General features: G+C 62.8%; 25 protein-coding genes. 23 read left to right on the forward strand and 2 right to left on the reverse strand.

The annotated features are described in order from the left end of the window. The first annotated feature begins 88 nt into the window (after positions 1-88). The 10 genes from BMY31_RS00285 (at position 89) to BMY31_RS00330 (ending at position 9,916) form a co-directional block, all read left to right on the forward strand. Positions 89-1,042, forward strand: a complete 954-nt coding sequence (locus BMY31_RS00285; protein WP_180371310.1) for a tetratricopeptide repeat protein — start codon at positions 89-91, stop codon at positions 1,040-1,042. 30 nt (positions 1,043-1,072) lie between these two features. Beyond that, a complete protein-coding gene (locus BMY31_RS00290) occupies positions 1,073-1,393 on the forward strand; it encodes an STAS domain-containing protein (protein ID WP_078686299.1) in 321 nt (106 codons plus the stop codon). A 61-nt stretch (positions 1,394-1,454) separates the two neighbouring features. Beyond that, positions 1,455-2,054, forward strand: coding sequence for a Sec-independent protein translocase subunit TatA/TatB (locus BMY31_RS00295; protein ID WP_078686300.1), 600 nt, complete (start codon positions 1,455-1,457; stop codon positions 2,052-2,054). Beyond that, positions 2,054-2,857, forward strand: a complete 804-nt coding sequence (gene tatC / locus BMY31_RS00300; protein WP_078686301.1) for a twin-arginine translocase subunit TatC — start codon at positions 2,054-2,056, stop codon at positions 2,855-2,857. The genes BMY31_RS00295 and tatC overlap by 1 nt, the downstream gene beginning before the upstream one ends. An 82-nt stretch (positions 2,858-2,939) precedes the next feature. After that, positions 2,940-5,522: a DNA topoisomerase I gene (locus tag BMY31_RS00305; RefSeq protein WP_091007275.1), complete on the forward strand. Its 2,583-nt coding sequence runs from the start codon at positions 2,940-2,942 to the stop codon at positions 5,520-5,522. Positions 5,523-5,545: 23 nt separating this feature from the next. Further along, positions 5,546-6,235, forward strand: a complete 690-nt coding sequence (gene tmk, locus BMY31_RS00310) for a dTMP kinase (protein WP_078686303.1) — start codon at positions 5,546-5,548, stop codon at positions 6,233-6,235. Further along, positions 6,225-7,379, forward strand: a complete 1,155-nt coding sequence (locus tag BMY31_RS00315) for a DNA polymerase III subunit (RefSeq protein WP_091007278.1) — start codon at positions 6,225-6,227, stop codon at positions 7,377-7,379. The genes tmk and BMY31_RS00315 overlap by 11 nt, the downstream gene beginning before the upstream one ends. Then, the gene (gene ricT / locus BMY31_RS00320) at positions 7,358-8,902 is read left to right on the forward strand and encodes a regulatory iron-sulfur-containing complex subunit RicT (RefSeq protein WP_091007280.1); all 1,545 of its coding nucleotides are present in this window, start codon (positions 7,358-7,360) and stop codon (positions 8,900-8,902) included. Before BMY31_RS00315 ends, ricT begins: the two co-directional genes overlap by 22 nt. 250 nt (positions 8,903-9,152) lie before the next feature. Beyond that, a complete protein-coding gene (locus BMY31_RS00325; protein ID WP_078686306.1) occupies positions 9,153-9,422 on the forward strand; it encodes a hypothetical protein in 270 nt (89 codons plus the stop codon). A gap of 71 nt (positions 9,423-9,493) precedes the next feature. Further along, positions 9,494-9,916, forward strand: a complete 423-nt coding sequence (locus tag BMY31_RS00330; RefSeq protein ID WP_091007282.1) for a 6-pyruvoyl trahydropterin synthase family protein — start codon at positions 9,494-9,496, stop codon at positions 9,914-9,916. A 6-nt stretch (positions 9,917-9,922) separates the two neighbouring features. On the opposite strand, the gene BMY31_RS00335 is transcribed toward BMY31_RS00330, so the two are convergent. Together BMY31_RS00335 and BMY31_RS00340 are read right to left on the reverse strand one after the other, a co-directional pair. Further along, a complete protein-coding gene (locus tag BMY31_RS00335) occupies positions 9,923-10,624 on the reverse strand; it encodes a YczE/YyaS/YitT family protein (RefSeq protein ID WP_078686308.1) in 702 nt (233 codons plus the stop codon). Positions 10,625-10,823: 199 nt separating this feature from the next. Further along, complete coding sequence (locus tag BMY31_RS00340; protein ID WP_078686309.1) at positions 10,824-11,600, reverse strand: SDR family NAD(P)-dependent oxidoreductase; 777 nt, start codon at positions 11,598-11,600, stop codon at positions 10,824-10,826. A 264-nt stretch (positions 11,601-11,864) separates the two neighbouring features. Between BMY31_RS00340 and BMY31_RS00345 the strand changes: the two genes are divergently transcribed. The 13 genes from BMY31_RS00345 (at position 11,865) to BMY31_RS08990 (ending at position 23,235) form a co-directional block, all read left to right on the forward strand. Next, positions 11,865-12,908, forward strand: coding sequence for a glycoside hydrolase family 5 protein (locus BMY31_RS00345; RefSeq protein WP_091007284.1), 1,044 nt, complete (start codon positions 11,865-11,867; stop codon positions 12,906-12,908). Next, positions 12,905-13,792, forward strand: a complete 888-nt coding sequence (gene rsmI, locus BMY31_RS00350) for a 16S rRNA (cytidine(1402)-2'-O)-methyltransferase (protein ID WP_078686311.1) — start codon at positions 12,905-12,907, stop codon at positions 13,790-13,792. The genes BMY31_RS00345 and rsmI overlap by 4 nt, the downstream gene beginning before the upstream one ends. Before the next feature lie 146 nt (positions 13,793-13,938). Beyond that, positions 13,939-15,552: a helicase HerA-like domain-containing protein gene (locus BMY31_RS00355; protein ID WP_091007287.1), complete on the forward strand. Its 1,614-nt coding sequence runs from the start codon at positions 13,939-13,941 to the stop codon at positions 15,550-15,552. 148 nt (positions 15,553-15,700) lie between these two features. Beyond that, entirely contained in the window at positions 15,701-16,459 is a 759-nt protein-coding gene (locus BMY31_RS00360) for a GntR family transcriptional regulator (protein WP_091007290.1), read from the forward strand. 333 nt (positions 16,460-16,792) lie between these two features. Continuing rightward, the gene (locus tag BMY31_RS00365; RefSeq protein WP_078686314.1) at positions 16,793-17,497 is read left to right on the forward strand and encodes a triose-phosphate isomerase; all 705 of its coding nucleotides are present in this window, start codon (positions 16,793-16,795) and stop codon (positions 17,495-17,497) included. 3 nt (positions 17,498-17,500) lie between these two features. Then, positions 17,501-18,022, forward strand: coding sequence for a YjbQ family protein (locus BMY31_RS00370; protein WP_078686315.1), 522 nt, complete (start codon positions 17,501-17,503; stop codon positions 18,020-18,022). An 88-nt stretch (positions 18,023-18,110) separates the two neighbouring features. Beyond that, a complete protein-coding gene (locus BMY31_RS00375; RefSeq protein ID WP_078686316.1) occupies positions 18,111-18,401 on the forward strand; it encodes a PTS sugar transporter subunit IIB in 291 nt (96 codons plus the stop codon). A gap of 66 nt (positions 18,402-18,467) precedes the next feature. After that, positions 18,468-19,883: a PTS galactitol transporter subunit IIC gene (locus BMY31_RS00380; RefSeq protein ID WP_091007293.1), complete on the forward strand. Its 1,416-nt coding sequence runs from the start codon at positions 18,468-18,470 to the stop codon at positions 19,881-19,883. Between the two features lie 109 nt (positions 19,884-19,992). Next, positions 19,993-20,541 (forward strand): hypothetical protein, encoded by a 549-nt coding sequence (locus BMY31_RS00385; RefSeq protein ID WP_180363863.1) that lies wholly within the window; start codon positions 19,993-19,995, stop codon positions 20,539-20,541. Positions 20,542-20,603: 62 nt separating this feature from the next. Beyond that, positions 20,604-21,488, forward strand: a complete 885-nt coding sequence (locus tag BMY31_RS00390; RefSeq protein WP_078686318.1) for a class II fructose-bisphosphate aldolase — start codon at positions 20,604-20,606, stop codon at positions 21,486-21,488. Between the two features lie 24 nt (positions 21,489-21,512). Continuing rightward, positions 21,513-21,986 (forward strand): PTS sugar transporter subunit IIA, encoded by a 474-nt coding sequence (locus tag BMY31_RS00395; RefSeq protein ID WP_078686319.1) that lies wholly within the window; start codon positions 21,513-21,515, stop codon positions 21,984-21,986. A gap of 688 nt (positions 21,987-22,674) precedes the next feature. Continuing rightward, a complete protein-coding gene (locus tag BMY31_RS00400) occupies positions 22,675-22,944 on the forward strand; it encodes a type II toxin-antitoxin system RelB/DinJ family antitoxin (protein WP_078686320.1) in 270 nt (89 codons plus the stop codon). Further along, entirely contained in the window at positions 22,945-23,235 is a 291-nt protein-coding gene (locus tag BMY31_RS08990; RefSeq protein ID WP_091007296.1) for a type II toxin-antitoxin system RelE/ParE family toxin, read from the forward strand. Positions 23,236-23,339 lie beyond the last annotated feature (104 nt).

Below are 23,339 nucleotides of genomic sequence, written 5' to 3' on the forward strand. Positions count from 1 at the left end.
ATCTGCGCTCGCCCGAAGCGGAGCTTGACGCGCGACGAGTTTTTGTAGAATGTGCAGCTGTGTGAATGGGTTAAGAAAGGTGTCTCTTATGGCTAGCTCCAAAAACGGTCGCCGCGCGAAGTTCTCGTCCTCTGCCAAGGTCCTGCGCCCTGGCGAGAAGCGCCCCAAGAAGTCCGAGGCCAAGGCCAAGGCCAAGGGCGAGGGCAACAATGGCGTCAGCGTGTTCGACCTCGATGCCGGGGAACCTGCGTCTCGAAAGAAGCAGTCTTCCAAGCAGCGCTGGATGGCCGTTCTCGTTGTTGTGTTCGGCGTCGTGATGGCCATCTCGATGATGCTGCCGTCGCTGTCGGCCATCTTTGCGAACAGCGGGTCTACCGCGAGCCAGGAGCAGAGCCAGACCTCTGACGACGGCGGGTCGGATGATGGCTCCTCCAAGCAGTACGACACCAGCACCATGGATGGCCTCGACGCCGCCTTCACTGACGTCGCCAAGCCGCTCGAGGACAAGCTCGCGAGCGATCCCCAGAATCTTGCCGCCCTTCTCAACCTGGGTAACACCTATATGAACTGGGGCTACAACGCAAGCCAGCTCGCCGTGAAGAACGGCATCCCCACCGAGACCGACGCCAGGCACGTCCTGGACATCTTCGCGAAGGCCATCGGGTACTACGACCAGTACCTCGCCCTCAATGACTCCGCCTCGGTCAAGGTCAACCGCGCGTTGTGCGAGCTGTACTCGGCCCAGTCCGACCAGGCCATCGCCGACCTCACCCAGACCACGATCGACAACCCAGACTACGGTCCCGCTTGGGCCAACCTTGGCCTTGCGTATGAGGCTACCGGAGACCAGGGCAAGGCGAAGGAGGCCTACGAGAAGGCCAAGGAGGTCGACGCCAACGACGAGTACGGCGCCAAGTCCTTCGCGGGCAAGAGGCTCGTCGCCATGCAGCAGAAGCAGAATCAGGAGACCGAGCAGACGCTCGGCATCGGCCAGACCTCGCAGGGTCTTTCCGACGCGCTCAATGGCGCCGGATCTCTCTAGCGCGGCTCTGCCAATAGGAAAGCGAGAAGTATGAGCATCAAGATCAACGCCGTCGAAAGCGGCAAGACCATTACCGTCCACGCCGAGGGAGAGGTCGACGTGTCCAACGCCTCCGAGCTCCGTGACGCGATCGATGCGGCGCTCAAGAAGGCGCCGGAGCGCATTGTGGTCGACCTCGCCGAGGTTCCCTATATCGACTCCACCGGCATCGGCGTCCTTGTGGGCGCTGCCCACCACGGACGCGACGAGGGCGTGGCCCTCAGCGTCACCAACCAGCAGAAGAACGTCGCGCGCGTTCTGGGCATGCTGGGGGTCGAGGGCGAGCTGGGCGCAGGCGACTTTGCCGAGTAGGCGTCCGGCGCAATTCGTTCATCGTTTGTAAGTAAGTGACTACACCGCGGGAGGTGTGCGCGTGTTTGGTATTGGCGAGACAGAGCTCGTGATCATCGTGGTCTTCGGCTTCTTGCTGTTCGGCCCCGACAAGCTTCCTGGCATGGGCAGGACGATTGGGCGTATGCTCAGGCAGTTCAGGGAGGCACAGGAAGGCTTTACCGAGGTCGTTCAGACCGAGGTGATGGATCCTCTCAACCAGGCCATGAACGAGCCGCTCGATGACAAGCAGCGCGCACGTGCCAAGGCCCGCGCCGATGCGTTCGACGAGGATGCCGACCTCGACGACGACGCCGAGGAGACTTCCACCAAGAAGACCGAGACCTTCGCGGAGCGCAAGGCGCGCCTCGCAAAGGAGAAGGCCGAGCGCGAGGCGGCTGAGGCCGCCGCGGAGGCCAAGGATGCCGACGGCTCCGAGCAGGTGGGCTCCGACGGCGCTGACTCTGATGCCGACGCCGACGATGCCGCTCCCGCCGCAGAGGCTCCCGAGCCGGCAGAGCCCGCCAAGCCTGACACGAGCGCGGCCGCGCTCTACGCCATGATGCCGAAGGCGCACGCGCCCAAGGCCAAGGAGGATGAGGCTGACGCAGAGAGCCAGGACGCAGAGGGAGGCGAGCAGTAATGCCTATCGGACCAGCACGTATGCCCCTTATGGATCACCTTGGCGAGCTGAGGCGCCGCCTCACGATCATCGTGGTCTCACTGATTATCACGGCCGTAGTCGTCTATGCCGCTACGCCCACGCTGATCGACATCATGATCGACCCCATCCGCTCCTCGCTTCCCGAGGGCACCTCGCTCACGGTCCTGTCCGTCTTGGGCGGCTTCACGATCCGCTTCAAGGTCGCGCTCTTCTTCGGCATGATCATCTGCACGCCGATCATCATCTGGGAGGTCATGGCCTTCTTCCTTCCTGCGCTTAAGCCCAACGAGCGCAAGTGGGTCGTGCCCACGGTTGCGGCCATGGTCGCCCTGTTCTTCCTGGGTATGATCTTCTGCTACTTCATCATCCAGAACGCTGCGGTCGGCTGGATGATTGACCAGTCGACCGAGTTCGCCGGCGTCATCGCCGACGCCGTCGACTACCTAAACATCATGATGATGCTCGAGATTGGCTTCGGCCTTGCCTTCCAGCTTCCCCTTGTCATCTTCTACCTGTCCATTCTGCACCTGGTTCCGTACAAGACCTTCCGCTCCCAGTGGCGCTACATCTACGTCGGACTGATGATCCTCTCCGGCGTCGTCACCCCGGATGCCTCACCCGTGACCATGGTCCTCATGTTCGCGGCGCTCATCTCGCTCTACGAGGTCGCGCTTGCGGTTGCGCGCTACGTGCTCATAGCACGCGATGGCAAGGAGTCGCTCAAGTGGACCAGAGAAGAGTACTCGGACCACAAGTACGAGCAGGAAATGGCAAACATGTAAGCTTCGATTGGCGCCGAGAGGCGCCAATCGGGTATAAGAGGAACCATAAGGAATTGATTCGACAAGAAGGTTTGGTGTCCCGTTGAAGCTTGTAGTCACCGAGAAGAACGATGCTGCCCAGCAGATTGCGAGGCTTCTTGCAAATGCAGGTAAGCCCAAGCAGGACAAGGTGTATGACACCCCCGTCTATCGCTTTACGGTCGATGGCGAGGAGTGGGTCAACATCGGTCTGAGGGGTCACATCCTGGCTCCCGACTTTGCCCGCGAGCTTCACTACAGCAAGAAGGAAGGCTGGACCGCCGTTACCGCTGAGGGCGAGATTCTGCCCGCTAGCCTACCCGATACCCTGGCGCGTCCTCCCTACGACACCAAACGCAAGCCCTTCCTCAAGGATGGCGTTGACATCAAGGGATGGAAGGTCCCCAGCCTGCCGTATCTCATCTGGGCTCCCATCGAGAAGCAGCCAGCCGAGAAGGGCATCATTCGCGCGCTCAAGAACCTTGCCAAGAAGGCGGACTCCATCGTTATCGCGACGGACTTCGACCGCGAGGGCGAGCTCATCGGATCCGACGCCCTGCGCCAGATGCGCGAGGTCGCGCCCGACACGCCCGTCTCGCGCGCCCGCTACTCCGCCTTCACCAAGCCTGAGATCGAGCATGCCTTCAACAATCTGGTCGACCTCGACCAGAACCTCGCCGATGCCGGCGAGTCCCGCCAGTACATCGACCTCATCTGGGGCGCCGTCCTGACGCGCTACCTCACGATGGCCCGCTTCGGCGGCCTCGGCAACGTGCGCTCGGCAGGCCGCGTCCAGACGCCGACGCTTGCCATCGTGGTCGAGAAGGAGCGTGAGCGCAACGCGTTCGTCCCCGAGGACTACTGGGTGCTCTCTGGCGCGCTCGCCCCCAAGGGCTCCGACGACGACGGCTTCAAAGTCACGCATGCCACGGCTCGCTTTACCGACGAGCAGAAGGCGAACGCCGCCTTCGACCACGTGCGCGACGCAAAGGTTGCCACCGTCACCAATGTCGAGCGCAAGAGCCGCACCAACAAGCCGCCCGTGCCGTTCAACACCACGTCGCTGCAGACCGCCGCGGCAGCCGAGGGCATCAGCCCCGCACGCACCATGCGTCTTGCCGAGTCCCTCTACATGGACGGCCTCATCTCGTACCCGCGCGTCGACAACACGGTCTATCCCAAGTCGCTCGACCTCAAGGATGTTGTCAAGACGCTCTCGGCCGTGCCTCAGTACCGTCCCGTCTGCACGGACCTCCTGTCGAAGGAGAGCCTGACCGCAACCCGCGGTAAGCAGGAGACGACGGACCACCCGCCCATCTACCCCACCGGCGCAGCCGATCCCGACAAGCTCGAGGGTCCCGCCTGGAGGCTCTACAACCTGATTGCCCGCCGCTTCCTGGCGACGCTCTCCGAGCCGTCGGTCACCGAGAGCACCAAGTTCTCCTTCGACGTGGAAGGCGAGCCCTTCTCCGCTTCGGGCACCGTCCTCGTCAAGCCGGGATTCCGAGCGATCTACCCCTACGGAATGAAGAAGGACGAGCAGCTTCCTGCCCTCGAGGTGGGGGACTCCTGCGACGTTCGCAAGATGGACCTCGAGGCCAAGCAGACCGAGCCTCCGGCGCGCTACAGCCAGGGTCGTCTCATCGCCGAGATGGAGAAGAGGGGTCTGGGCACGAAGTCCACGCGTGCCTCCATCATCCAGCGACTCTACGATGTCAAGTACCTCAAGAACGACCCGTGCGAGCCCAGCCAGCTGGGCATGGCCATCATCGACGCCCTCACGAAGTACGCGCCTCACATCACGAGCCCCGATATGACGGCCGTCCTCGAGTCTGACATGACCAGGGTGGCCGCCGGCGAGGACACGCAGGACGACGTCGTCAGGCACTCGCGCACGCTGCTGTCCGGCATGATCGACGCCCTCATCGAGCACAAGGACGACCTGGGCGACGCCATCGCCGACGCCGTCACCGCCGACGCCAAGGTGGGCGTCTGTCCCAAGTGCGGCAGGGACCTCGTCATGAAGACCTCCGCCAAGAACCGCTCGAGCTTCATCGGCTGCATGGGCTGGCCCGACTGCGACGTGACCTATCCCGTCCCCAGCCGCGTGAAGGTCATCCCCATCGAAGGGGAGCAGGGTGTCTGCCCCGTCTGCGGCGCGCCCCGGATCAAGTGCCAGCCCTTCCGCAGCCGCGCGTACGAGATCTGCGTCAACCCCGCCTGCGAGACCAACCGCGAGCCCGACGTCAAGGTGGGCGAGTGTCCCGTCTGCGCCGCCGCCGGCAAGCACGGCGACCTCATCGCCCACAAGAGCGAGCGCACGGGCAAGCGCTTCATTCGCTGCGAGAACTACGACGTCTGCAGCGTCAGCTACCCGCTGCCCCAGCGCGGCGAGCTCCACGCTACGGGCGAGACGTGCCCGGATTGTGGTGCCCCCATCGTCGAGGTCGTCACCCAGCGTGGCCCGTGGCGCATCTGCGTTAACATGGACTGCCCCGGCAAGGAGAAGAAGGCCGCGGCCAAGGGCCGTGGCACGAGCCGCAAGACCAAGGGCGGCTCCAAGGGCACGGCCAAGAGTTCGTCGAAGAGCACCTCGAAGAGTGCCTCCAAGGGCGGCTCCAAGGGCGGCAAGCGCTCCTCCAAGTAGCCGGGTTCTGAGGGGAGAAGGACTTGAGCTCTGCTGCTGACACAACCAGGGGTGCGTTCGTAACGCTCGAGGGCGTCGACGGTGCCGGGAAGACCACCCAGGCCGACGCGCTCGCACGCTCTCTCGAGGCCATGGGTCGCGAGGTGGTGCGCCTGCGAGAGCCTGGGGGAACGCCGATTTCCGAGAAGATCCGAGCCATCCTGCTCGACCCCGACAACGTCGCCATGACGGACGAGTGCGAGCTTCTGCTCTATGAGGCTTCCCGCGCGCAGCTGGTGAGGCAAACCGTCGTGCCTGCCCTCAAGCGCGGTGCCGTCGTGCTGTGCGACAGGTTCTACGATTCCACCTATGCATACCAGGCAGGCGGGCGACAGCTTGACGAGACGCTGGTCGACCGCTGTAACGAGCTCGGCAGCTGCGGCGTCAAGCCCGACGCCACCGTCGTGTTCGACATCGATCCCGCCCGCGCCTTCGCACGAGCCACCAAGGACGGTGCCGATCGACTCGAGGAGGAGGGGCTCGCGTTCCAGCGTCGCGTTCGCGAGGCCTACCTGAGGCTCGCCGAGCGCGAGGGCGGGCGCCTGCGCGTGATCGACGCCTCGGGAAGCCCGGATGAGGTCTTCTTGCGCCTGCGCGATGCGCTCTCGGATGTTCTTTTGGTGACAGACGACGCAAGGGGCGCCTTCGAAAGGGGTGTCGGCGATGTCCGCTAACGTCTCTGCGGCCGCGGCCCCCAAGGCCCTCGAGGCCCTGGCACAGCAGCCCCGCGTACAGAGGTTCTTCTCGGCTGCGGTGGCCGAGGGGCGCCTGAGCCACGCCTACCTGTTCGTCGGTGCGCCGGGCTCGGGCATGAAGGAGTCGGCCTGCGCCATCGCGCAGTGCGTGGTCTGCCCCAATGGCGGAGACGCCAGCTGCGACGAGTGCATTCGTGTCGCGCACCGCACGCACCCCGACGTCCGATGGCTCTCCCCGCAGAGCGTCTCGGGCTATCTGGTCTCGCAGGTGCGTGATCTCATCGAGGACGTCTCGCTGGCGCCCGTGCGTGCATCGTCGAAGGTCTACGTTCTCGACGACGTTGGCATGCTTCGGGGGACGGCTGCAAACGCCCTGCTCAAGACTATTGAGGAGCCGCCGGCGGGCGTCGTGTTCATCCTCATTGCGCGTACCGTGGCGAGCGTCCTGCCCACCATCGTCTCGCGCTGCCAGGTCATTCCCTTCTCGATCGTTTCGCCGGACGCGGCCGAGAAGGCCGTCGAGCTCGCCTGTGGCGCGACGGCCACCGAGGCCAGGATCGCGCTCTCCGTGGCGCAGACCCCGGAGCGTGCGGCGGAGTTCCTGAAGTCGATGGATCGCCGACAGGTCCGCAGGATCGTCGTCAGGGTCCTGGGCGAGCTTGAGCGTGACGACTCCTGGGACGTGCTCAAGGCGGCCAAGGAGATAGTCGAGGCAGTTCGCGTTCCGCTTGGCGACCTGAGGGACGCTCAGGAGAAGGCTCTCGACGAGAACTCCGACTACCTTGCCAAGTCGGCCATGAAGCGAATCGAGGACGCGAACAAGCGCGAGCTAACCGCGCGCGAGCGTTCGGGTATGATGGAGGCGCTTGCGGCCGCGGACTCGCTTCTGAGGGACGTCCTGCTGCGCTGCGAGGGCGTCTCGACCCCAATCGTAAACGAGGACGCCGCCGACGTGGTCGATCGCATAGCGGCCTCGTCGTGCACCGAAGCAACCGTCAGGGCGCTCGACGCCATCACGCGCGCGTCTCACAACCTGACCAGAAACGTATCGCCACAGCTGACCCTCGAGGTCATGCTTCTTTCCGTCAAGGAGGCACTTGCATGCCCACCGTCATCTCGGTGAAGTTCAAATATGCTGCTCATGACCTGTGGTTTGACCCCAGGGACACTGGCGCCCAGGAGGGTGACCACCTGATCTGCGCGACGGAGCGCGGCCAGGAGATCGGCCTTGCCACGATGGACGCGCGCGAGGTGAGCGAAGAGCACCTGTGCGAGGTCATCGGCGAGGGCGGCAAGCTCAAGGCCGTCGAGCGCATTGCGACCGATGCCGACCTCTCGCGCGCGGAGATGCTTGCCCAGAGGGGCGAGGACGCATTCCCCACCTTCCGCGCGCTCGTGCACGAGTCGGAGCTCGACATGAAGCCCATCGGCGTCGAGTACCTCTTTGGCGGCGGCAAGGTCGTGTGCTACTTCTCGGCGGAGGAGCGCGTCGACTTCCGCCAGCTCGTTCGTGACCTGAGCCGTGAGCTTCACGAGCGCATCGACATGCGTCAGATTGGCGTTCGCGAGGAGGCCGCCATCGTCGGCGGCTTTGCGCACTGCGGGCAGGAGCTCTGCTGCTCGCGCTTTGGCACGCAGTTCGAGCCGGTCTCGATTCGCATGGCCAAGGAGCAGGACCTGCCCCTCAACTCATCCAAGATCTCTGGCGCCTGTGGTCGCCTCATGTGCTGCCTGCGCTACGAGTTCGAGGCCTACCGCGACTTCAAGCAGCGTGCGCCCAAGCGCAACGCCGTAATCGAGACGCCCCTTGGCAAGGCGAAGATTGTCGAGTATGACACGCCCAAGGAGCAGATCTGCCTTCGCCTTGAGAACGGCAAGCAGGTGCGCGTGCCGCTAGCCGACATGGAGGCCTCCGAGGCCGCCCACAAGAAGAGTCGCGATTTGGGCTGCGCCTGCCGTCCCGACACCGTGACCCGCCAGGCGCTCGAGAGGCTCGATTCGCCTGACGTGCAGATGGCGCTGGCCGAGCTCGACCGCCAGATGGGCGTCACTCCTGCAGAGACCTTCGACGCCGCCGACATCTTCGTCGAATCGAAGCCCAAGCGCCGCCGCTCGCGCAAGTCGCAGGACGAGACCGGGTCCAACGACCAGCCGGGCGCATCTAGGCGCGCGCGCAAGTCGGGCGAGGAGGGCGCTTCCGAGGCTCCCGCACGCCCGCGTCGTCGTCGCAAGAAGAGCACCGTTGCTTCCGCCGCTGCCGATCAACAGGGAACGGCCGAGAAGAGCCAGCAGCCCAAGGAGGCTAGGTCCCACCGCAGGCGCCATCACCACTCCGCCTCGGGCGACCAGGCCTCGCAGGCGTCGCGCGCGCAGCAGCGCAGTGACGGTAAGGGCCGCGGCGAGCAGGGCACGTCTGGTTCCCAGGGCGCTCCCAAGAGGCGACGTCGCCCTGGAGACCACGGTGGGCAACAGACGACTCAGACCGCCCACAAGGGTTCGGGACAGGGTAGCAAGCGCCAGCAGCCGCAGCCTGCGGAGGGCGCCGAGAAGCCCAAGAGGCGTCGTCGCCATCGCGGCCATGGAAGGGGCTCGCAGGGTGACGGAAACGCCAACGGCGGTGGCAAGGGCGCGTCCCCTGCCGAATAGGCCGGCTCGTCCGATTGTGCCCTGACCGCAACGACATAAGGCCTCGCGGGACGTTCTGCGTGGCTGCGAGGGAGGTCGCCTTTGCGGGCGGCCTCCCTCTTCGTGTCTGCTCGCGGGACTCCACACCCCCGTTGTGGCGCCGTCTTGAATTCATGTCCTTCTCGTCTGCAATACTACGAACATATGTTCTTATATGAGGTGGCGTCGCGAGGCGGATGCTCGTGCGCCGCGCTTCGGGAGGGCGAGGACCATGGGTTACGACGACAGAAGGAAGCACTACGTCAGGGTCGTCTCGTCGACCGACGTCGACGGACGCGTCGTCCCGCTCTGCATCGTGTGGGACGACGACACACGCTACGAGGTCGACCGAGTGCTGGGGGTGCGCCATGCGTACTCTCGCCGAACCGGTGCGAAGGGGCTGCGCTACAGCATCCAGGTCGACGGCAGGCAGACCTACCTGTACTACGAGGATCCCCGCTGGTTTGTGGAGGCGAAGGTCAGGCCGAGCTACCTGGGCTAGGCATGGCACAATGGTTGCGTACAGACGGGTGCGCGCCGCGGACGGCCGCGGCGCGCGGATGCGGAGCGGACATGTTTGGACTCAAGACGGAAGCAAGCTTTGACGGCGCACACTTTCTGGCCGACTACTATGGCAAGTGCGAGAACCTCCACGGCCATCGTTGGCGTGTGGTCGCCTATGCCCGCCAGGAGTCCCTTCAGACGGAGGGAACGATGCGTGGCATGGTGCTGGACTTTGGCGTCTTCAAAAAGGCGCTGCGTTCCATCGTCGGCGAGTTCGACCACATGTTCCTGGTGGAGGAGGGCACCCTCAAACAGGCGACCGTCGACGCGCTGGAGGGGGAGGGCTTCACCCTCAAGATGCTTCCGTTCCGCACCACCGCGGAAAACCTGGCGCGCTACTTCTACGGACGCCTGGAGCAGGAGGGCATCCCCGTCGCGCAGGTCGACGTGTACGAGACGCCGCTCAACTGCGCCAGCTACTTTGGAGAATAGCGTCCGCTAACCCTCGTTGCCCAGGATGGGGTGCTCGTCGTCCGCGCTTGCGAAGTTCTGGGGAATCAGGACGTGCTCGAAGCGCGTGAGCCACTTGCTGAAGAGGTGGACCATGGTGCCGGTAAGCGCGGCCATCACAATGGTGCCCTCGCGGATGCAGAGCAGCCTGTGGAAGGCTACCAGGTTCATGGCGAGCGCCGTCGCCGCCATGCTGGAGTCCGTAATGACGCGGATGCGGCCAAAGTCACTGTGGGTGACCTGCGTGAGCACACGGCAGAGGCCGTCTGCGGCCATAAGTCCCACGTGACTGATGAGCTGCAGGTACGATCCGAAGGCCTGGCTTGCGATGGCGAGGGCCAGGATCACGACCTGCAGGGGGTAAACGCTGGGGCTGAGCCACGAGATGATGAGCATCGCGGCGTCGACGAAGCTTCCAAATATCGCGCACAGCACCAGCTGCTGGGCGATGTCGAACCAGTTGCACTTGGAACGCAGAATCAGGACTTGCGCCAGGGCGAGAAGCGCGTTGAATCCTCCGACGTAGGCACCATAGCTCGCCTGCGGCAGGAGAGTGCTGAGCGTGTAGGGTATGGCCGAGAGGGGTGACGTCCCAAGTCCCGCTTTGGTGCTGAAGGCGACTCCCAATGCGATGAAGAAGAGTCCCGAAACCATGATGACGTAGCGCTTTACTCTCTCGGCAATGCTCATATAGCTCCTCTCTACATTCAATTGTTTTTTAAACGTTAACAAATCAAAGCTCTAAAAAAATGGAGCAAGTATGTGGTCTTTCTCTTCATACAATGCATTGATTTATGTGTTTTGGTGACATAAAAGGGGCGCCGGACACTGTCCGGCGCCCCTGCGTTTCTCTTGCGGAAGGCGTGTGCCTTCCCACGTTTGGCGCTAGCTACATGCAGGTGTAGCCGCCGTCGACGGGCAGCTGAACGCCCGTGACGTAGGACGAGGCGGGAGACGCCAGGAAGAGGGTGGCGGTGTCGAGCTCGCCCTCGTTGCCGTAGCGTTCCTCGGGGATCATCGTCTTGGCGTTCTGCTGGAAGAACTCGGAGTCGAGCGTCTCCTGCGTGAGTGGCGTGTAGAAGTAGCCCGGGCAGATGGAGTTGACGGTGATGTTGTACTTGCCCCACTCGGCCGCGAGTGCGCGCGTCAGGTTGACGACGCCGCCTTTTGCCGCGTGATAGGGTGCGGAGCCCGCAACCTTGTTGCCCACCAGGCCGTACATGGAAGCGATGTTGATGATGCGGCCGTAGTTGGCGGGAATCATGGCCTTCTTGGCAACCGCGCGCGCAACGCGGAAGGTGCCGAACAGGTCGATCTGCATCTCGTTGCCGAACTGGTCGTCGGTGATGTCCTCTGCGGGGGCGACGGCGCCGGTGCCGGCGTTGTTGACGAGGATGTCGATGCGCCCGAACTTCTCGTAGACGGCGTCTACCATCTGGTTAACGACGTCGGTGTCGGTGATGTCGCACTTGTAGTACCAGGTGGGAACGCCAAACTCTGCGGCGATCTCCTCTGCGACCTCCTGAACCTTGTTCTCGCGGCGAGCGGTTGCCACGATGGTCGCACCCTGAGAAGCGAGCGCCTTTGCCATCTGGACGCCCAGGCCTCCAGAGCAGCCGGTGACGATGGCGACGTGGTCCTTGAGGTCGAAGTAGTTACGATCCATGGATAATGCCTCCTTGCTGATTGCCGACCGATGATGGCACGATTGTGTCAACGCTCACAGGCTACCCGTGGGTCTTTCATTCATTCACGGGGATTCTGGTGGGCGAGCTGCTTTGCCCTACGGGCGCAAATGCTGCCTGCAATGTGATGTTTTGATGACACGTCCGTTCAAAAAAGGCTCCGTCTGGTGGCGACCGCGCATTACTTGCCTCATCGAGTGCGTATACTCGAACTACTCAATTCGTGGTCGCAAGGGGGGATGGCTATGGCTTCGCGGGCGCTGCACGGCGTGAATCTGTCTGGTTGGCTTACGCTGCGCATGTGGGTCACCCCCTCCCTGTATGTCGATTCGGGCGCCCTGGACGAGGGCGAGCTGGTGCGGTCCATCGGGAAGGACGAGTATCGCGAGCGCATCGACCGTCACCGCGCGTCGTTCGTCACCCAGTCGGACTTCGTCCAGATCGCGTCCAGGGGATTCAACTGCGTGCGCCTCCCGGTGCCCTGGTATGTCTTTGGCGAGGCCGGTCCCAACCCCGGTCCCTACATCGGCTGCATCGAGCTCGTGGACGAGGCCTTCGACTGGGCCGACGAGATCGGGCTCAAGATCATTCTGGACCTCGACATCAAGCCCGGGGCAGAGGACGCGACCGACTCCATCGTCCGGGGCCACGACGACTTCTCGCACTACAAAGATGACATGGTCAGCGTCATAGCGGCCCTTGCGAAGCGCTACGGTACCCGCGCGGCGTTCAGAGGGCTCGAGGTTGCCGACGCGCCAAAGCTCCAACTGCGACGCGGCCTCAGCGTCGAGCCGGGCGTTCCCCTCCACCGCCTGCGCAACTACTACCGTGAAGCCTACGACGCCGTCCGCCAGGAGGCGGGAGAAGACCCCGTCGTCGTCATCCACGACGGCGGTCGGGTGAACGCGTGGGACGGCTTCATGGCGCCCAGGCGCTACAGGAACGTGTGGATCGACTCCGCGCTGTTCCACTACAGCGACAACATCAAGAGTGCGGGTCCCGCGGCCATCCGCGAGCTCTCGCGTCGCTCGCGCGAGTCCATCAAGTCGCTGGCGCGCAGCGGCCTGCCCGTGATGGTTGGCAGCTGGTCCGGGGCCATGCCCTTCTCTGATACCATATCGACGCCCGAGGGACGCATCGCCCTCGAGCGCATCTACATCTCAGAGCAGATCTCGTCGTTCTCGTCCTGCGCGGGATGGTTCTTCCAGACGTGGAAGACCTCCGGGCGCCTGGATGGATGGGACGCGCGAGTCTCGCTCGCGTCGTTTGAGCGGAGGATGCTCGCGTGACGGTACAAGCGGAGCCCAGCTGTGGCGTGCTTTCCATTGTCGGGACCCCCATTGGCAACCTTGGTGACGCCTCGCCCCGCGTGGTCGAGACGCTTTCGTCCGCCGACCTGCTTCTGTGCGAGGACACGCGCGTCACCAGCAAGCTGCTGACCCGCTTCGACATTCACGTCTCGCTCGAGCGCGCGGACGAGAACGTCCTGGCGCAGAAGGTCGACTCCGTCCTGAGGCGCCTCGAGTCAGGCCAGCGAGTGGCGTTCGTGTCCGACGCGGGCATGCCGGGCGTGTCCGATCCCGGCCAGCGCCTGGTTGACGCCGCGCTGGACCACGGCGTCAAAGTTGAGGTCATCCCCGGCCCGTCTGCGGTCACGTGCGCGCTCGTCGCTTCGGGACTGCCCATGGACCACTTCTTCTTCGAGGGCTTCCTGCCCCGCAAGGCTGGCGCGATGACCGCGCGCCTCGAGGCGCTGGCGATGGTGCCCGGCGCGCTGGTCGTCTACGAGTCACCCCGCCGCGCGGCCGCAACGCTCGAGCGCATCGCCCAGGTCTTTCCCCAGCGCAAGGTTGCTTTGGTCCGCGAGCTCACAAAGCTGCACGAGGAGGTCGTTCGCGGGACTTCGCCCGAGGTCTCGAAGGAGATTGGCGCGCGCGAGTCGCTCAAGGGGGAGTGCGTCATCGTCATCGGCGCCCCTGGCGCCGTCGAGCTCGACGCACGTGCCCGGCAGGTCTCCGCCGCTCCCGCCTCGCTCGAGGAGGCCATCACCGAGGGGCTCGAGGCCGGTGAGCACAAGAGCGCGCTGGCAAAGCGCCTGGCAAAGCTCTTCTCGATGAGCAAGGCCGAGGCCTACGACGCCATTCTTGCCCAGGAGCAGGCCTCGTACAAGTAGGCCCAGCGCCCTGCGCCGTTCGGCCGACAGGCGTCTTCGGGCTTCTGCGCCGCGAACTATGATGGGTCAAAGGCCCACGTCACGCCGCCCATAAGGGGTGACTCGCTCATGTGCGTGGGCACGGCTTCCACGGGTGAGGAGCTCCCATGCTCGACGGTGACAGGATTTGGATGGCCCAGGGAGAAAAACCCTGCTACCTGCTTCTTAGCCAGGCGAACCGGCACGGCTTGATCGCCGGCGCGTCCGGCACGGGAAAGACCGTCACGCTCAAGGTCATGGCGGAGGGCTTCTCGCAGGCGGGCGTGCCCGTCTTCGTGGCCGACGTGAAGGGCGATGTCACGGGTATGGCCGAGGCCGGCCAGATGAGCGACTTCATCCGCAAGCGCTGCGAGGACAGCTTCGGGCTTGCCCCCGAGCGCGTCTCGTTCGAGGGATGCCCCGTGCGCGTGTGGGACCCGCTGGGTGGCGAGGGCATCCCGGTCCGCGTCACCGTGAGCCAGATGGGCCCCATGCTTCTTGGAAGGCTGCTCGGCCTTACCGACGTGCAGCAGGGCGTGCTCAACATCGTCTTTCGCGTGGCTGACGACCAGGGTCTCCTCCTGATAGACCTCAAGGACCTGCGTGCGATGCTGGGCTTTGTGGCCGAGCATCGCGGCGAGTACACCGTGACCTACGGCAATGTCTCGACCCAGTCGGTCGGCGCCATCCAGCGCGCCCTGATTGCGGTCGAGGACCAGGGAGGCGACGTCTTCTTCGGCGAGCCCGACCTCGATCTGGATGATTGGTTCCAGTGCGACCCGCGCGGCCGCGGCTACGTGAACATCCTCAACGCGGCCAGGCTCGTCCGGACGCCGCAGGTGTACGCGATGTTCCTGCTCTGGATGCTCTCGACGCTGTTCGAGACGCTCCCCGAGGTGGGGGACCCCGACAAGCCGCGCTTCGTGTTCTTCTTCGACGAGGCTCATCTGCTCTTCGACGACATGCCCAAGCGGCTTGGCGACAAGATCGTGCAGGTTGTCAAGCTTATCCGCTCGAAGGGCGTGGGCGTGTACTTCATCACGCAGAGCCCCAGTGACGTTCCGGGCGAGGTGCTCGCACAGCTCTCGAACCGCGTCCAGCACGGACTCAGGGCCTACACGCCGGCCGAGCAGAAGGTCGTTCGCGCGGCCGCCGCGTCGTTCCGGGCCAACCCTTCGTTTGACAGCGCGGCTGCGCTGCAGGAGATCGGCACCGGCGAGGCCTTGGTGAGCTTTCTGGACGAGAAGGGCGCGCCCACGGTTGTCGAGAGCGCCCGGGTGCTGTTTCCCCAGTGCAAGATGGACGCGGCCGACCCCGAGGTTCTGCGCGGCGCGGTGACGGCGCAGTCTGACCTGATGGGCAAGTACGGAACCGCCATAGACAGGCAGTCGGCCTTCGAGGACATCAACGGCATGAAGGTCGAGGAGGCGGAGTCCCAGCGGCTCGCCGCCGAGCGCGTCGAGCTCGAGAGGGAGCGGGCCGAGTTCGAGAAGGAGCGCGCCAAGGTAGCCGAGAGGGAAGAGAAGGAGCGCCAGAAGGCCGCCGAGAAGGCCGAGCGCGCCCAGGAGCGCGAGATGGAGCGCCAGCGCAAGGAGCTCGAGCGCCAGCAGCGGACCCTTGAGCGACAGCAGGAGCGCAGGGATGCCCAGATACGTCGTACGGCCGGCTCCATCCTGGGCGCCATCGGACGCGAGGCGTCGCGCCAGCTGGTGCGTGGCATCTTTGGAACGCTTCGGCTCTAGCGCGCCGGAACGACGGCATTTGGCGCGGTGGCCCATTTTTTGAACTTGTACACGATTTTTTAGTTATCTTGTACATGAACGGTGTTTGACGCCTTCTCATTGCAATTGGGGTGCGTGGTACGTGTCTGAGCGTGTGACAGCAAGTGGAATGTCGGCAGGAGGCTCGCCTTCTGCGTCGGGGCGTGCGGGCGGCTCTTCATTCGTTCCGCGCTACGTTACGGTTGCCGACTTTCTCCGCAGGATGATCTACAACCATGAGCTCGAGCCGGGGGAGAGGATTCCCTCGGAGCATCAGCTGATGGACAAGTTCGACATCGCGCGTGGCACCGCCCGCCATGCCATAAAGATCCTCGCGGAGGAGGGCCTGCTCAAGCAGGCGCACGGCCGTGGCACCTTCGTCTCGGAGCCAGACATCACGCACAACGTCGGGAGCTTCCCCCTTTCGCTCGCACAATCCCTCACCGAGCAGGGCAAGTCCTTCAAGACGCACGTGGTGAGGGCGAAAGTCGAGGTCCCGCCTCCTGCGATGCAGATAGCCCTTGACATCAAGCCGGGCTACGGCGCCTTCTACATCGAGCGCGTGCGCATCGTCGACGGGGAGCCCATGCTCTGCCAGGAAAACTGGATCTCCACCGTCGAGTGTCCCGGCATCGCCTCGCACGACTTCGAGCACGAGACGATGTTCGATGCCATCGAGCACTGCTCAGGACGCAAGATCAAGAAGTCGAATATGACATACAGCGCCCGAAGCGCTGGTCCCAAGTACGCATCGATATTGGACTGCGACGAGACCACGGCCATCCTCGTTCTTGAGCAAGTTGTCATGCTGAGTGACAACCGTCCCGTCTCGTGGGGAAGGACCTGGCTCAAGCCTGGACAGACAGTTACGGGTACAACGGCAGTCTAGCTGCGATGATTCAGAATAACAGCAGGTATGAGGGCAAGTTCGCCAAGAAGGACTTGTCCTCATTTTTGTAGACAGAATCTACCGCTGGGGAACAGATGGCTACCGTTGGGGCGGTTGGCATGGCTAGATGTCAGGTAAATTTCAACTAATAAAAATCTGGAAGTATTAGATATGAATTACTGTTTATGTGGCTGTTTACAAATTGATTTGTGATATCCGAATACACGCATGCGCATCACCAAGGTGACTGACGGCCCCCATGACTTGTACAACTTGAGTTGAACAACTTTATGATGAGTTTGTGATGTTCAGTTCGTTACATGGGAGTTCGGTATGGAAACAATCGTTCTGCGTCGCCCGTTTTTCGTCGTCAATCCCAAGTCGTACCTTTACGGCGAGGAGCTGCGCAAGCTCGCCAAGAAGACTGACGAGCTGTGCGAGAGGTACAACTTCCAGAGCCTCTTCACCGCTCAGCTGATCGACCTTGCCTGGGTGGCAGAGAATTGCCCGCACCTCATTCCCTGCGCGCAGAACATGGAGAGCCTCAAGCCTGGCCGCGGCATGGGGCACATCCTTCCCGAGGCGCTTGCTGCAGCTGGCGTTAAGGCAACCTTCCTCAACCACGCCGAGAATCCGATGACCGTCGGCGAGCTCGCCAAGACGATCAAGCGTGCGCGCGAGGTCGGCATCCTCACCTGCGTCTGCGCCGACTCCGTCGACGAGGCCCGCGCCATCGCCGAGCTTCATCCCGACATCATGACCTGCGAGCTCAACGAGCTCATCGGCACCGGCAAGATTGCGGGTCCCGACTACATCCGTCAGTCAACCGAGGCCGTGAAGTCCGTCTCGCCCGAAACCATGGTCCTTCAGGCCGCCGGCATCTCTTCCGGCCAGGACGTCTACGACGCCATCATCTACGGCGGCGACGCGACGGGCGGCACCTCCGGCATCGTCGCGGCAGACGACCCGTTTGCCGTCCTCGAAGAGATGTTCGAGGCGCTCGACCGCGTCCGCAACGACATTCAAAAGGAGGCCTAGGCCATGGCAGTCTACAAGGATCGCGTTGTTGTCGAGACCCTCGAGGGAAAGCCCACCTACGTCGACGTGACCGATCAGGTTCGCGAGATCGTTAAGGCCAGCGGCATCAAGGAGGGCGTGGTCAACTGCATCTCCCAGCACACCACCTGCGCGGTGTTCACCGAGGAGTTCGACCACGACTACAACCCCGCGGGCGACACCTTCCTCCAGGTCGACCTCAACAACGGCCTCCAGAGGGTCTTCCCCGAGCAGCATGACTGGACCACCTACAACTATCCGGGAATGCGCCACTTCGACGAGGTCGAGTCCTGGCCCAACGTCGACTCCTACCTTCCCGGCGGCGACCGACGCTATCTCTGGAACGGTGACGGCCACCTGCGCAGCACCCTCATCGGTGGCAGCGTCACCCTCGAGGTTGAGAACGGCGAACTCCAGATGAATGGTCTCGCGAGCATCTTCTTCGTCGACTACGACCGCACGCGCGAGCGCACCCGCAAGCTTCGCGTGATCGTACTCGGAGAGTAGTACCGCGCTTTCCCGCGGTTGCGACTGCGGAATGCGTGTGAGCCTACTAATTGGACAAGTGACGAACGTTTGTAGAGAGGAGGAAGAAATGGTCAACATTCTTCTGGCATGCGGCTCTGGTATCGCAACTTCTACGGCGGTGGCCGCAAAGATCAAGGACCTGCTTAACGACAACGGCTACAGTGGCAAGTTCAACATCACCACCTGCTCCATAGCCGACGCCGTCGGCAAGTCCGCCAGCGCGGACCTGGTCATTGCCACCACGGTCAAGCCCGGCGGAATCGACTGCCCCTTCATTTCGGGCATTCCCTTCCTGACCGGCATGGGCCGCGCTTCTGCCGAGAAACAGGTTCTTGATTTCATGGCGCAGAACGCCTAGCGCCGCCGAAGTCTAAGGGGGGCGGGGGCGTGCAGCGTCCTCGCCATGAGTAGAAGGCTTTCTATCATGGATGCAATCGTTGCTTTCTTTACTGGCTTGTCCAGCTTGGGCGTCTCGGTCGTCATGCCGATCGTCCTCACGATTATCGGTTGCCTGTTTGGATGCGGTTTCGGCAAGAGCCTTAAGGCTGGCCTCACGGTCGGCATCGGCTTCATCGGCCTTAACCTTGTCATCAACCAGCTCATGGGCACCGACCTCGCCGGCGCGGTTACCGCAATGGTAACGCGCTTCGGCCTCTCCCTGTCCGTCATCGACGTCGGATGGCCCGCGGCCTCCGCAATCGCCATGGGCTCGGTCGTCGGCACCATCATCATCCCGCTCGGCCTGCTCGTTAACATCGTGATGCTGGTCACCAACACCACGCAGACGGCTGACGTCGATATCTGGAACTACTGGCACTTCGCCTTCACGGGCGCTCTCGTTGCCATCATCACCAACAACGTTGCCTTCGGCATCGCTGCCGCCATCATCAATGAGGTCATCGTCCTCATCATCGGCGACGTCACCGCTCCGCTCGTCGAGGAGTCCCTCGGCCTTCCCGGCGTCTCCATCCCTCACGGCTTTGCCGGCGCCTACGCGCCCATCGCCTGGGCCATGGACAAGCTCATCGATAAGATTCCCGGCCTGAACAAGATCGACATCAACGTCGAGAACATGCAGAAGAAGTTCGGCGTCTTCGGCGACCCGATTCTCCTCGGCTCCATCATCGGCCTCATCATCGGCATCCTCGCCGGCTATGGCTTCCTGCCTGGCGTCGACGCCGAGGGCGCTGCCATCCCGTCCTTCCTCGGCACCGCCGTCTACATGGGCGCCGTCATGGTGCTCATCCCGAAGATGGCCGCACTCCTGATGGAGGGCCTGCTCCCCATCTCCGACGCTGCCTCCACCTTCATCTCCGAGCACTTCCAGAACCGTGGCAAGATCTACATCGGCCTCGACTCCGCAGTCGGCACCGGTCACCCCGTGACCCTGACGATGGCGCTCATTCTCGTCCCGTTCTGCATCGCCCTGTCCTTCGTTCTTCCTGGCAACAAGGTCATGCCCCTTGCTGACCTCGCCTGCATTCCCTACATGCTCGTTCTCGTGACCCCCATCGTTCACCAGAATGGCTTCCGCGGCATCCTCTGCGGCATCGTCGTCCTGGCGGTTGGCCTCTACATCGCGACCGACCTCTCGCCGCTCATCACCCAGGCTGCCGCAAACGTCAACTTTGACATGGGTGGCGCGGCCGCCATCTCCTCCATCTGCGATGGCGCAAACCCGCTCACATGGGTCATCGTTCGCCTTGGCCAGCTCGGCAACGGCATCGGCCTTGCCGTCCCCGGCGTCGCAGTCCTCGCCCTGGCTCTCTGGAACCGCAAGCGCATCATCGCTGAGGCTGCCGAGATTCACGAGGAGGCTGCCGAGGCCAACGCCAAGTAGCGAAGGGACTCGCTACATCGTTCGGTTTTGATCACTCGTCCGTTTCACTTGCTCCAGCAGAGGCGGGACTCTGTACAGGAGTCCCGCCTCTTTCTTTATGGGAGATCGAATGAAGAGATACAGGTATGACCAGGCGAAGTTCAACGTCTCCGTGACCGCTACGGGAGCGTTCTGCCTGGCACTATGCGTCATCTCCATCTTGAGCATCATTGGTGTCATCTCGCTGATCCCTGCGGCGCTCGGCGTCCTCATCTTGATCGTCGCGGGCTATCAGACGTGGAACACCTTCGTTGCCATCGCCAACCCGCAGGACGTCATCGTCGACGACGACTCGATTTCCTTCTGCGCGTTCGGCAGGACTGACCGCTATGCCTTCGAGGACATCAAGTCCTTCAACGTCCGAGAGGTCGGTGGGGACGCGAAGGTGTACGTCCGCGTCAACGGCGGCGGCCTCCTACGTGGCAGGTATTGGCTGCAGCTGCTCTATATGAACGATGGCAAGGAGCTCTTCCAGTGGATTGAGGACTTCGAGTACAAGCTCGATCCCAACAGCCTCAAGGCTCGCGCGCGCCGTTCGAGCGAGGAATACCGCACGGTCCACGGGGACTCGAACGGCAAGGTCCCCGCCCGCAAGAAAAAGAAGACAAAGCGCGGCTAGGCTTCGCGCCGCCGTGCCGAGATAGAGACAGTTTTCGACCATCTACCTGTTAGGGGAACGACATGATTGTGAACCTTCGCGACATCTGCGCCATTGCCGAGCAGAACAACATGGCAATCGCGTCATTCAACGTCCCGAGCCTCGAGGCGACGCGTGCGGCGCTCGACGCCGCGGAAGAGACGGGCTTTCCCGTCATCCTGAGCCACGCCGAGGGACATGAGCCCTTTGCTCCTCTCGACTACATCGGACCCGCCATCGTTGCCCTGGCAGAGCGCTCGAGCGCCATGGTCTGCGTGCACCTCGACCACTGCGAGAACCTCTCGTACATGCGCCGTGCGCTCGAGATGGGCTTCACCGGAGCCATGTTTGACGGCTCGATGCTCCCGTACGACCAGAACGTTGCCAACTCCGCCCGCGCTGCCGATATGGTTTCGGCCTTCGACTGCGGCCTCGAGTGCGAGCTCGGCTCCATGGGCACGCGCGAGAACGGCGTCGGCCACGAGAACGACCACGTCTCCGAGGCGGTCTACACCGATCCTGACCAGGCGAAGGACTTCATCGCGAGCACGGGACTCGACATCCTGGCCTGTTCCTTCGGCACGTCGCACGGCATCTACAAGGGCGAGCCACACCTCTCGTACGACGTGCTCGAGCAGATCCGCGAGCGCGCCAACGTCCCTCTGGTCATGCATGGAGGCTCCGGCGTCTCCGACGAGGACTATCACCACTCCATCGACGCCGGCATCCGCAAGATTAACTACTACACCTACGGCGTGAAGTACGCGGGCGACGCCGTGCGCGACGTCATCGCCGACTACGAGGCCAAGAACCCGGGCGAGGCCGTCGTGTACTGGCACGACATGACGATGGCCGCGTACGAGCGCATGTACGAGGACTTCAAGCACGTAATCGAGGTATTTGCAAACGGTGCCAGGCCCATTGCCTAGGCCGGCGCAATCAGGAGGTTACACATGGCACAGGTAGACACTTCTCTCTTCAGGCCCGAGCTTGTCTTCTTTGACTTCGAGGCTACTGACGAGTGGGACTTCTTCAAGCAGATGCAGCGGAAGCTGCAGGATATGGGCTACGTCAAGGAGGGCTGGTACGACGCCATCACGCAGCGCGAGAAGAGCTTCCCTACGGGGCTCCAGTTCGAGAAGATCGGCATCGCCATTCCTCACGTCGATCCCGAGAACATCGTCAAGCCCTACATCGCGGTCATCAAGCCCAAGACGACGATCGACTTCGCGCCCATGGCCGACATGGTGGACCATCCCGTCCACACGGAGCTGATCATCAACCTCGGACTCCTCGCCCACGCTGAGGACCAGGTTGCCGTGCTCCAGGCTATGATGGGCATCTTCATGGACGAGGAGGCTACGGCCGATATCATGAGCCGGGACAGCGCAGAGGGCATTATCGAGGCCATCACCAAGCGCTGCTAGGCTCGGCGCCACCGCACCAGATTCCTCCGCCGGACGCCCCGCTCGCCGGACGTGGTGCACCCGACCCGCCCCCGCGCCCGGAGACTTCGCTTCACCTCTCGACTGGTTGTTCCCTCAGCAAGCACAATGTGGCCCCCCATCGCAGCCAGCCTGCACGACCCCGTGCACACCCCATCGCGGTCCCTCCTCCATGGGCCGCGACCCGCGCGACCCCATCCGCGCGGGATTGCATCGACGCACCATCGCCTCAGGAACCGGGGAGAAGAGCATGTCTCTTCTCCCCGGTTCCGCCTTTGATTGTTGATGTCCGCCGTGAGTGAACGTCGCGCCAACCAATGCGACAGACCGCATACTTGATGTCGCGACATAGTGACAGGTATAAGAGAGCGCGCGACCCCCATCGGTATGTGCTGCACGACATGGGCCAGGATAACGATGCGACATAGTGTCGCACGCGTGTCGCGACACTGTCGTACGGTGTGTTTTCTTACTGCGGAGGAGAGCATGTTGGCTGATGTAGACGAAGAGTTCATCGACAAGGTGGCCGACATCGTGCAGCGGCACTTGCGTGTCAGCAAACTGAACGGGTTCGTGAGTGAGTTGCTGCACCGCTCGTACGATGTTCCTTGTGTGCCAATATGCAAGGCGTTATAACAACGTTGTTATTACAACATGAAACGGAGGCGCCATGTCCGCATCGTCCGTAACCATTCGGGTTGACTCTGACATCAAGGAGAATGCCGCACGTATTGCGGAGCACTTTGGCTTTGACCTTTCTTCCGTTACGCGCGCTTTCTATAAGCAGATGATTCGCGAAAACAGAATTCCACTCAATCTTTCTGACCCGGAGCCCAACGCAGCTTCTTTGGAGTCGATTCGCGAGGCTGATGAGATTATTGCTGCCGGCGGCGCCGGATATGGGTCGGCATCCGAGATGTTTGAATCGATGGGCCTGTAATTGCTCGGCGCGCGGTACACCTCAAGATTCAATCGCGATGTTAAGGCGCTTGTGAGGAAACACCGTGACATCGCTCCACTTGGCGAGGTGATCAATCTAGTTCTTGCTGATACCGATGAGTCGAAGCGAGTTTTAAAGCAGCGGCATAACATGCACTCCTTTAGGGGGTCGTGGTCGGGCAGCAATGAGTGCCACGTCGCAAACGCTGGAGACTGGCTTGTAATTTGGAAGATCGGTAACGGCCTTGTCGTTTTTCAGAGAACCGGATCTTACGATGAGCTATTCAAATGAATCGATGGCCTTGGGATCTGCGCTCTTATATCGATGAGTAATTAGACCATTGTTTGGCCTCGCATGAACCTGAGGGTCAGCTTCTTGTTAAAGGTGGTCCCCGG

The sequence above is a fragment of the Parafannyhessea umbonata genome, assembly GCF_900111255.1.
GTDB classification, from domain to species: domain Bacteria; phylum Actinomycetota; class Coriobacteriia; order Coriobacteriales; family Atopobiaceae; genus Olsenella_J; species Olsenella_J umbonata_A.

Bases quoted from the DNA above. Each gene is read 5' to 3' on its own strand.
- BMY31_RS00290 (WP_078686299.1), top strand. From the start codon at position 1,073: ATGAGCATCAAGATCAACGCCGTCGAAAGCGGCAAGACCATTACCGTC.
- BMY31_RS00375 (WP_078686316.1), top strand. From the start codon at position 18,111: ATGGTCAACATTCTTCTGGCATGCGGCTCTGGTATCGCAACTTCTACG.
- BMY31_RS00330 (WP_091007282.1), top strand. From the start codon at position 9,494: ATGTTTGGACTCAAGACGGAAGCAAGCTTTGACGGCGCACACTTTCTG.
- tatC (WP_078686301.1), top strand. From the start codon at position 2,054: ATGCCTATCGGACCAGCACGTATGCCCCTTATGGATCACCTTGGCGAG.
- BMY31_RS00385 (WP_180363863.1), top strand. From the start codon at position 19,993: ATGAAGAGATACAGGTATGACCAGGCGAAGTTCAACGTCTCCGTGACC.
- BMY31_RS00345 (WP_091007284.1), top strand. From the start codon at position 11,865: ATGGCTTCGCGGGCGCTGCACGGCGTGAATCTGTCTGGTTGGCTTACG.
- BMY31_RS00400 (WP_078686320.1), top strand. From the start codon at position 22,675: ATGTCCGCATCGTCCGTAACCATTCGGGTTGACTCTGACATCAAGGAG.
- BMY31_RS00340 (WP_078686309.1), bottom strand. From the start codon at position 11,600: ATGGATCGTAACTACTTCGACCTCAAGGACCACGTCGCCATCGTCACC.
- ricT (WP_091007280.1), top strand. From the start codon at position 7,358: ATGCCCACCGTCATCTCGGTGAAGTTCAAATATGCTGCTCATGACCTG.
- BMY31_RS00325 (WP_078686306.1), top strand. From the start codon at position 9,153: ATGGGTTACGACGACAGAAGGAAGCACTACGTCAGGGTCGTCTCGTCG.
- BMY31_RS00355 (WP_091007287.1), top strand. From the start codon at position 13,939: ATGCTCGACGGTGACAGGATTTGGATGGCCCAGGGAGAAAAACCCTGC.
- BMY31_RS00370 (WP_078686315.1), top strand. From the start codon at position 17,501: ATGGCAGTCTACAAGGATCGCGTTGTTGTCGAGACCCTCGAGGGAAAG.
- BMY31_RS00360 (WP_091007290.1), top strand. From the start codon at position 15,701: ATGTCGGCAGGAGGCTCGCCTTCTGCGTCGGGGCGTGCGGGCGGCTCT.
- BMY31_RS00365 (WP_078686314.1), top strand. From the start codon at position 16,793: ATGGAAACAATCGTTCTGCGTCGCCCGTTTTTCGTCGTCAATCCCAAG.
- BMY31_RS00395 (WP_078686319.1), top strand. From the start codon at position 21,513: ATGGCACAGGTAGACACTTCTCTCTTCAGGCCCGAGCTTGTCTTCTTT.
- BMY31_RS00335 (WP_078686308.1), bottom strand. From the start codon at position 10,624: ATGAGCATTGCCGAGAGAGTAAAGCGCTACGTCATCATGGTTTCGGGA.
- BMY31_RS00390 (WP_078686318.1), top strand. From the start codon at position 20,604: ATGATTGTGAACCTTCGCGACATCTGCGCCATTGCCGAGCAGAACAAC.
- BMY31_RS00380 (WP_091007293.1), top strand. From the start codon at position 18,468: ATGGATGCAATCGTTGCTTTCTTTACTGGCTTGTCCAGCTTGGGCGTC.
- BMY31_RS00285 (WP_180371310.1), top strand. From the start codon at position 89: ATGGCTAGCTCCAAAAACGGTCGCCGCGCGAAGTTCTCGTCCTCTGCC.
- BMY31_RS00315 (WP_091007278.1), top strand. From the start codon at position 6,225: ATGTCCGCTAACGTCTCTGCGGCCGCGGCCCCCAAGGCCCTCGAGGCC.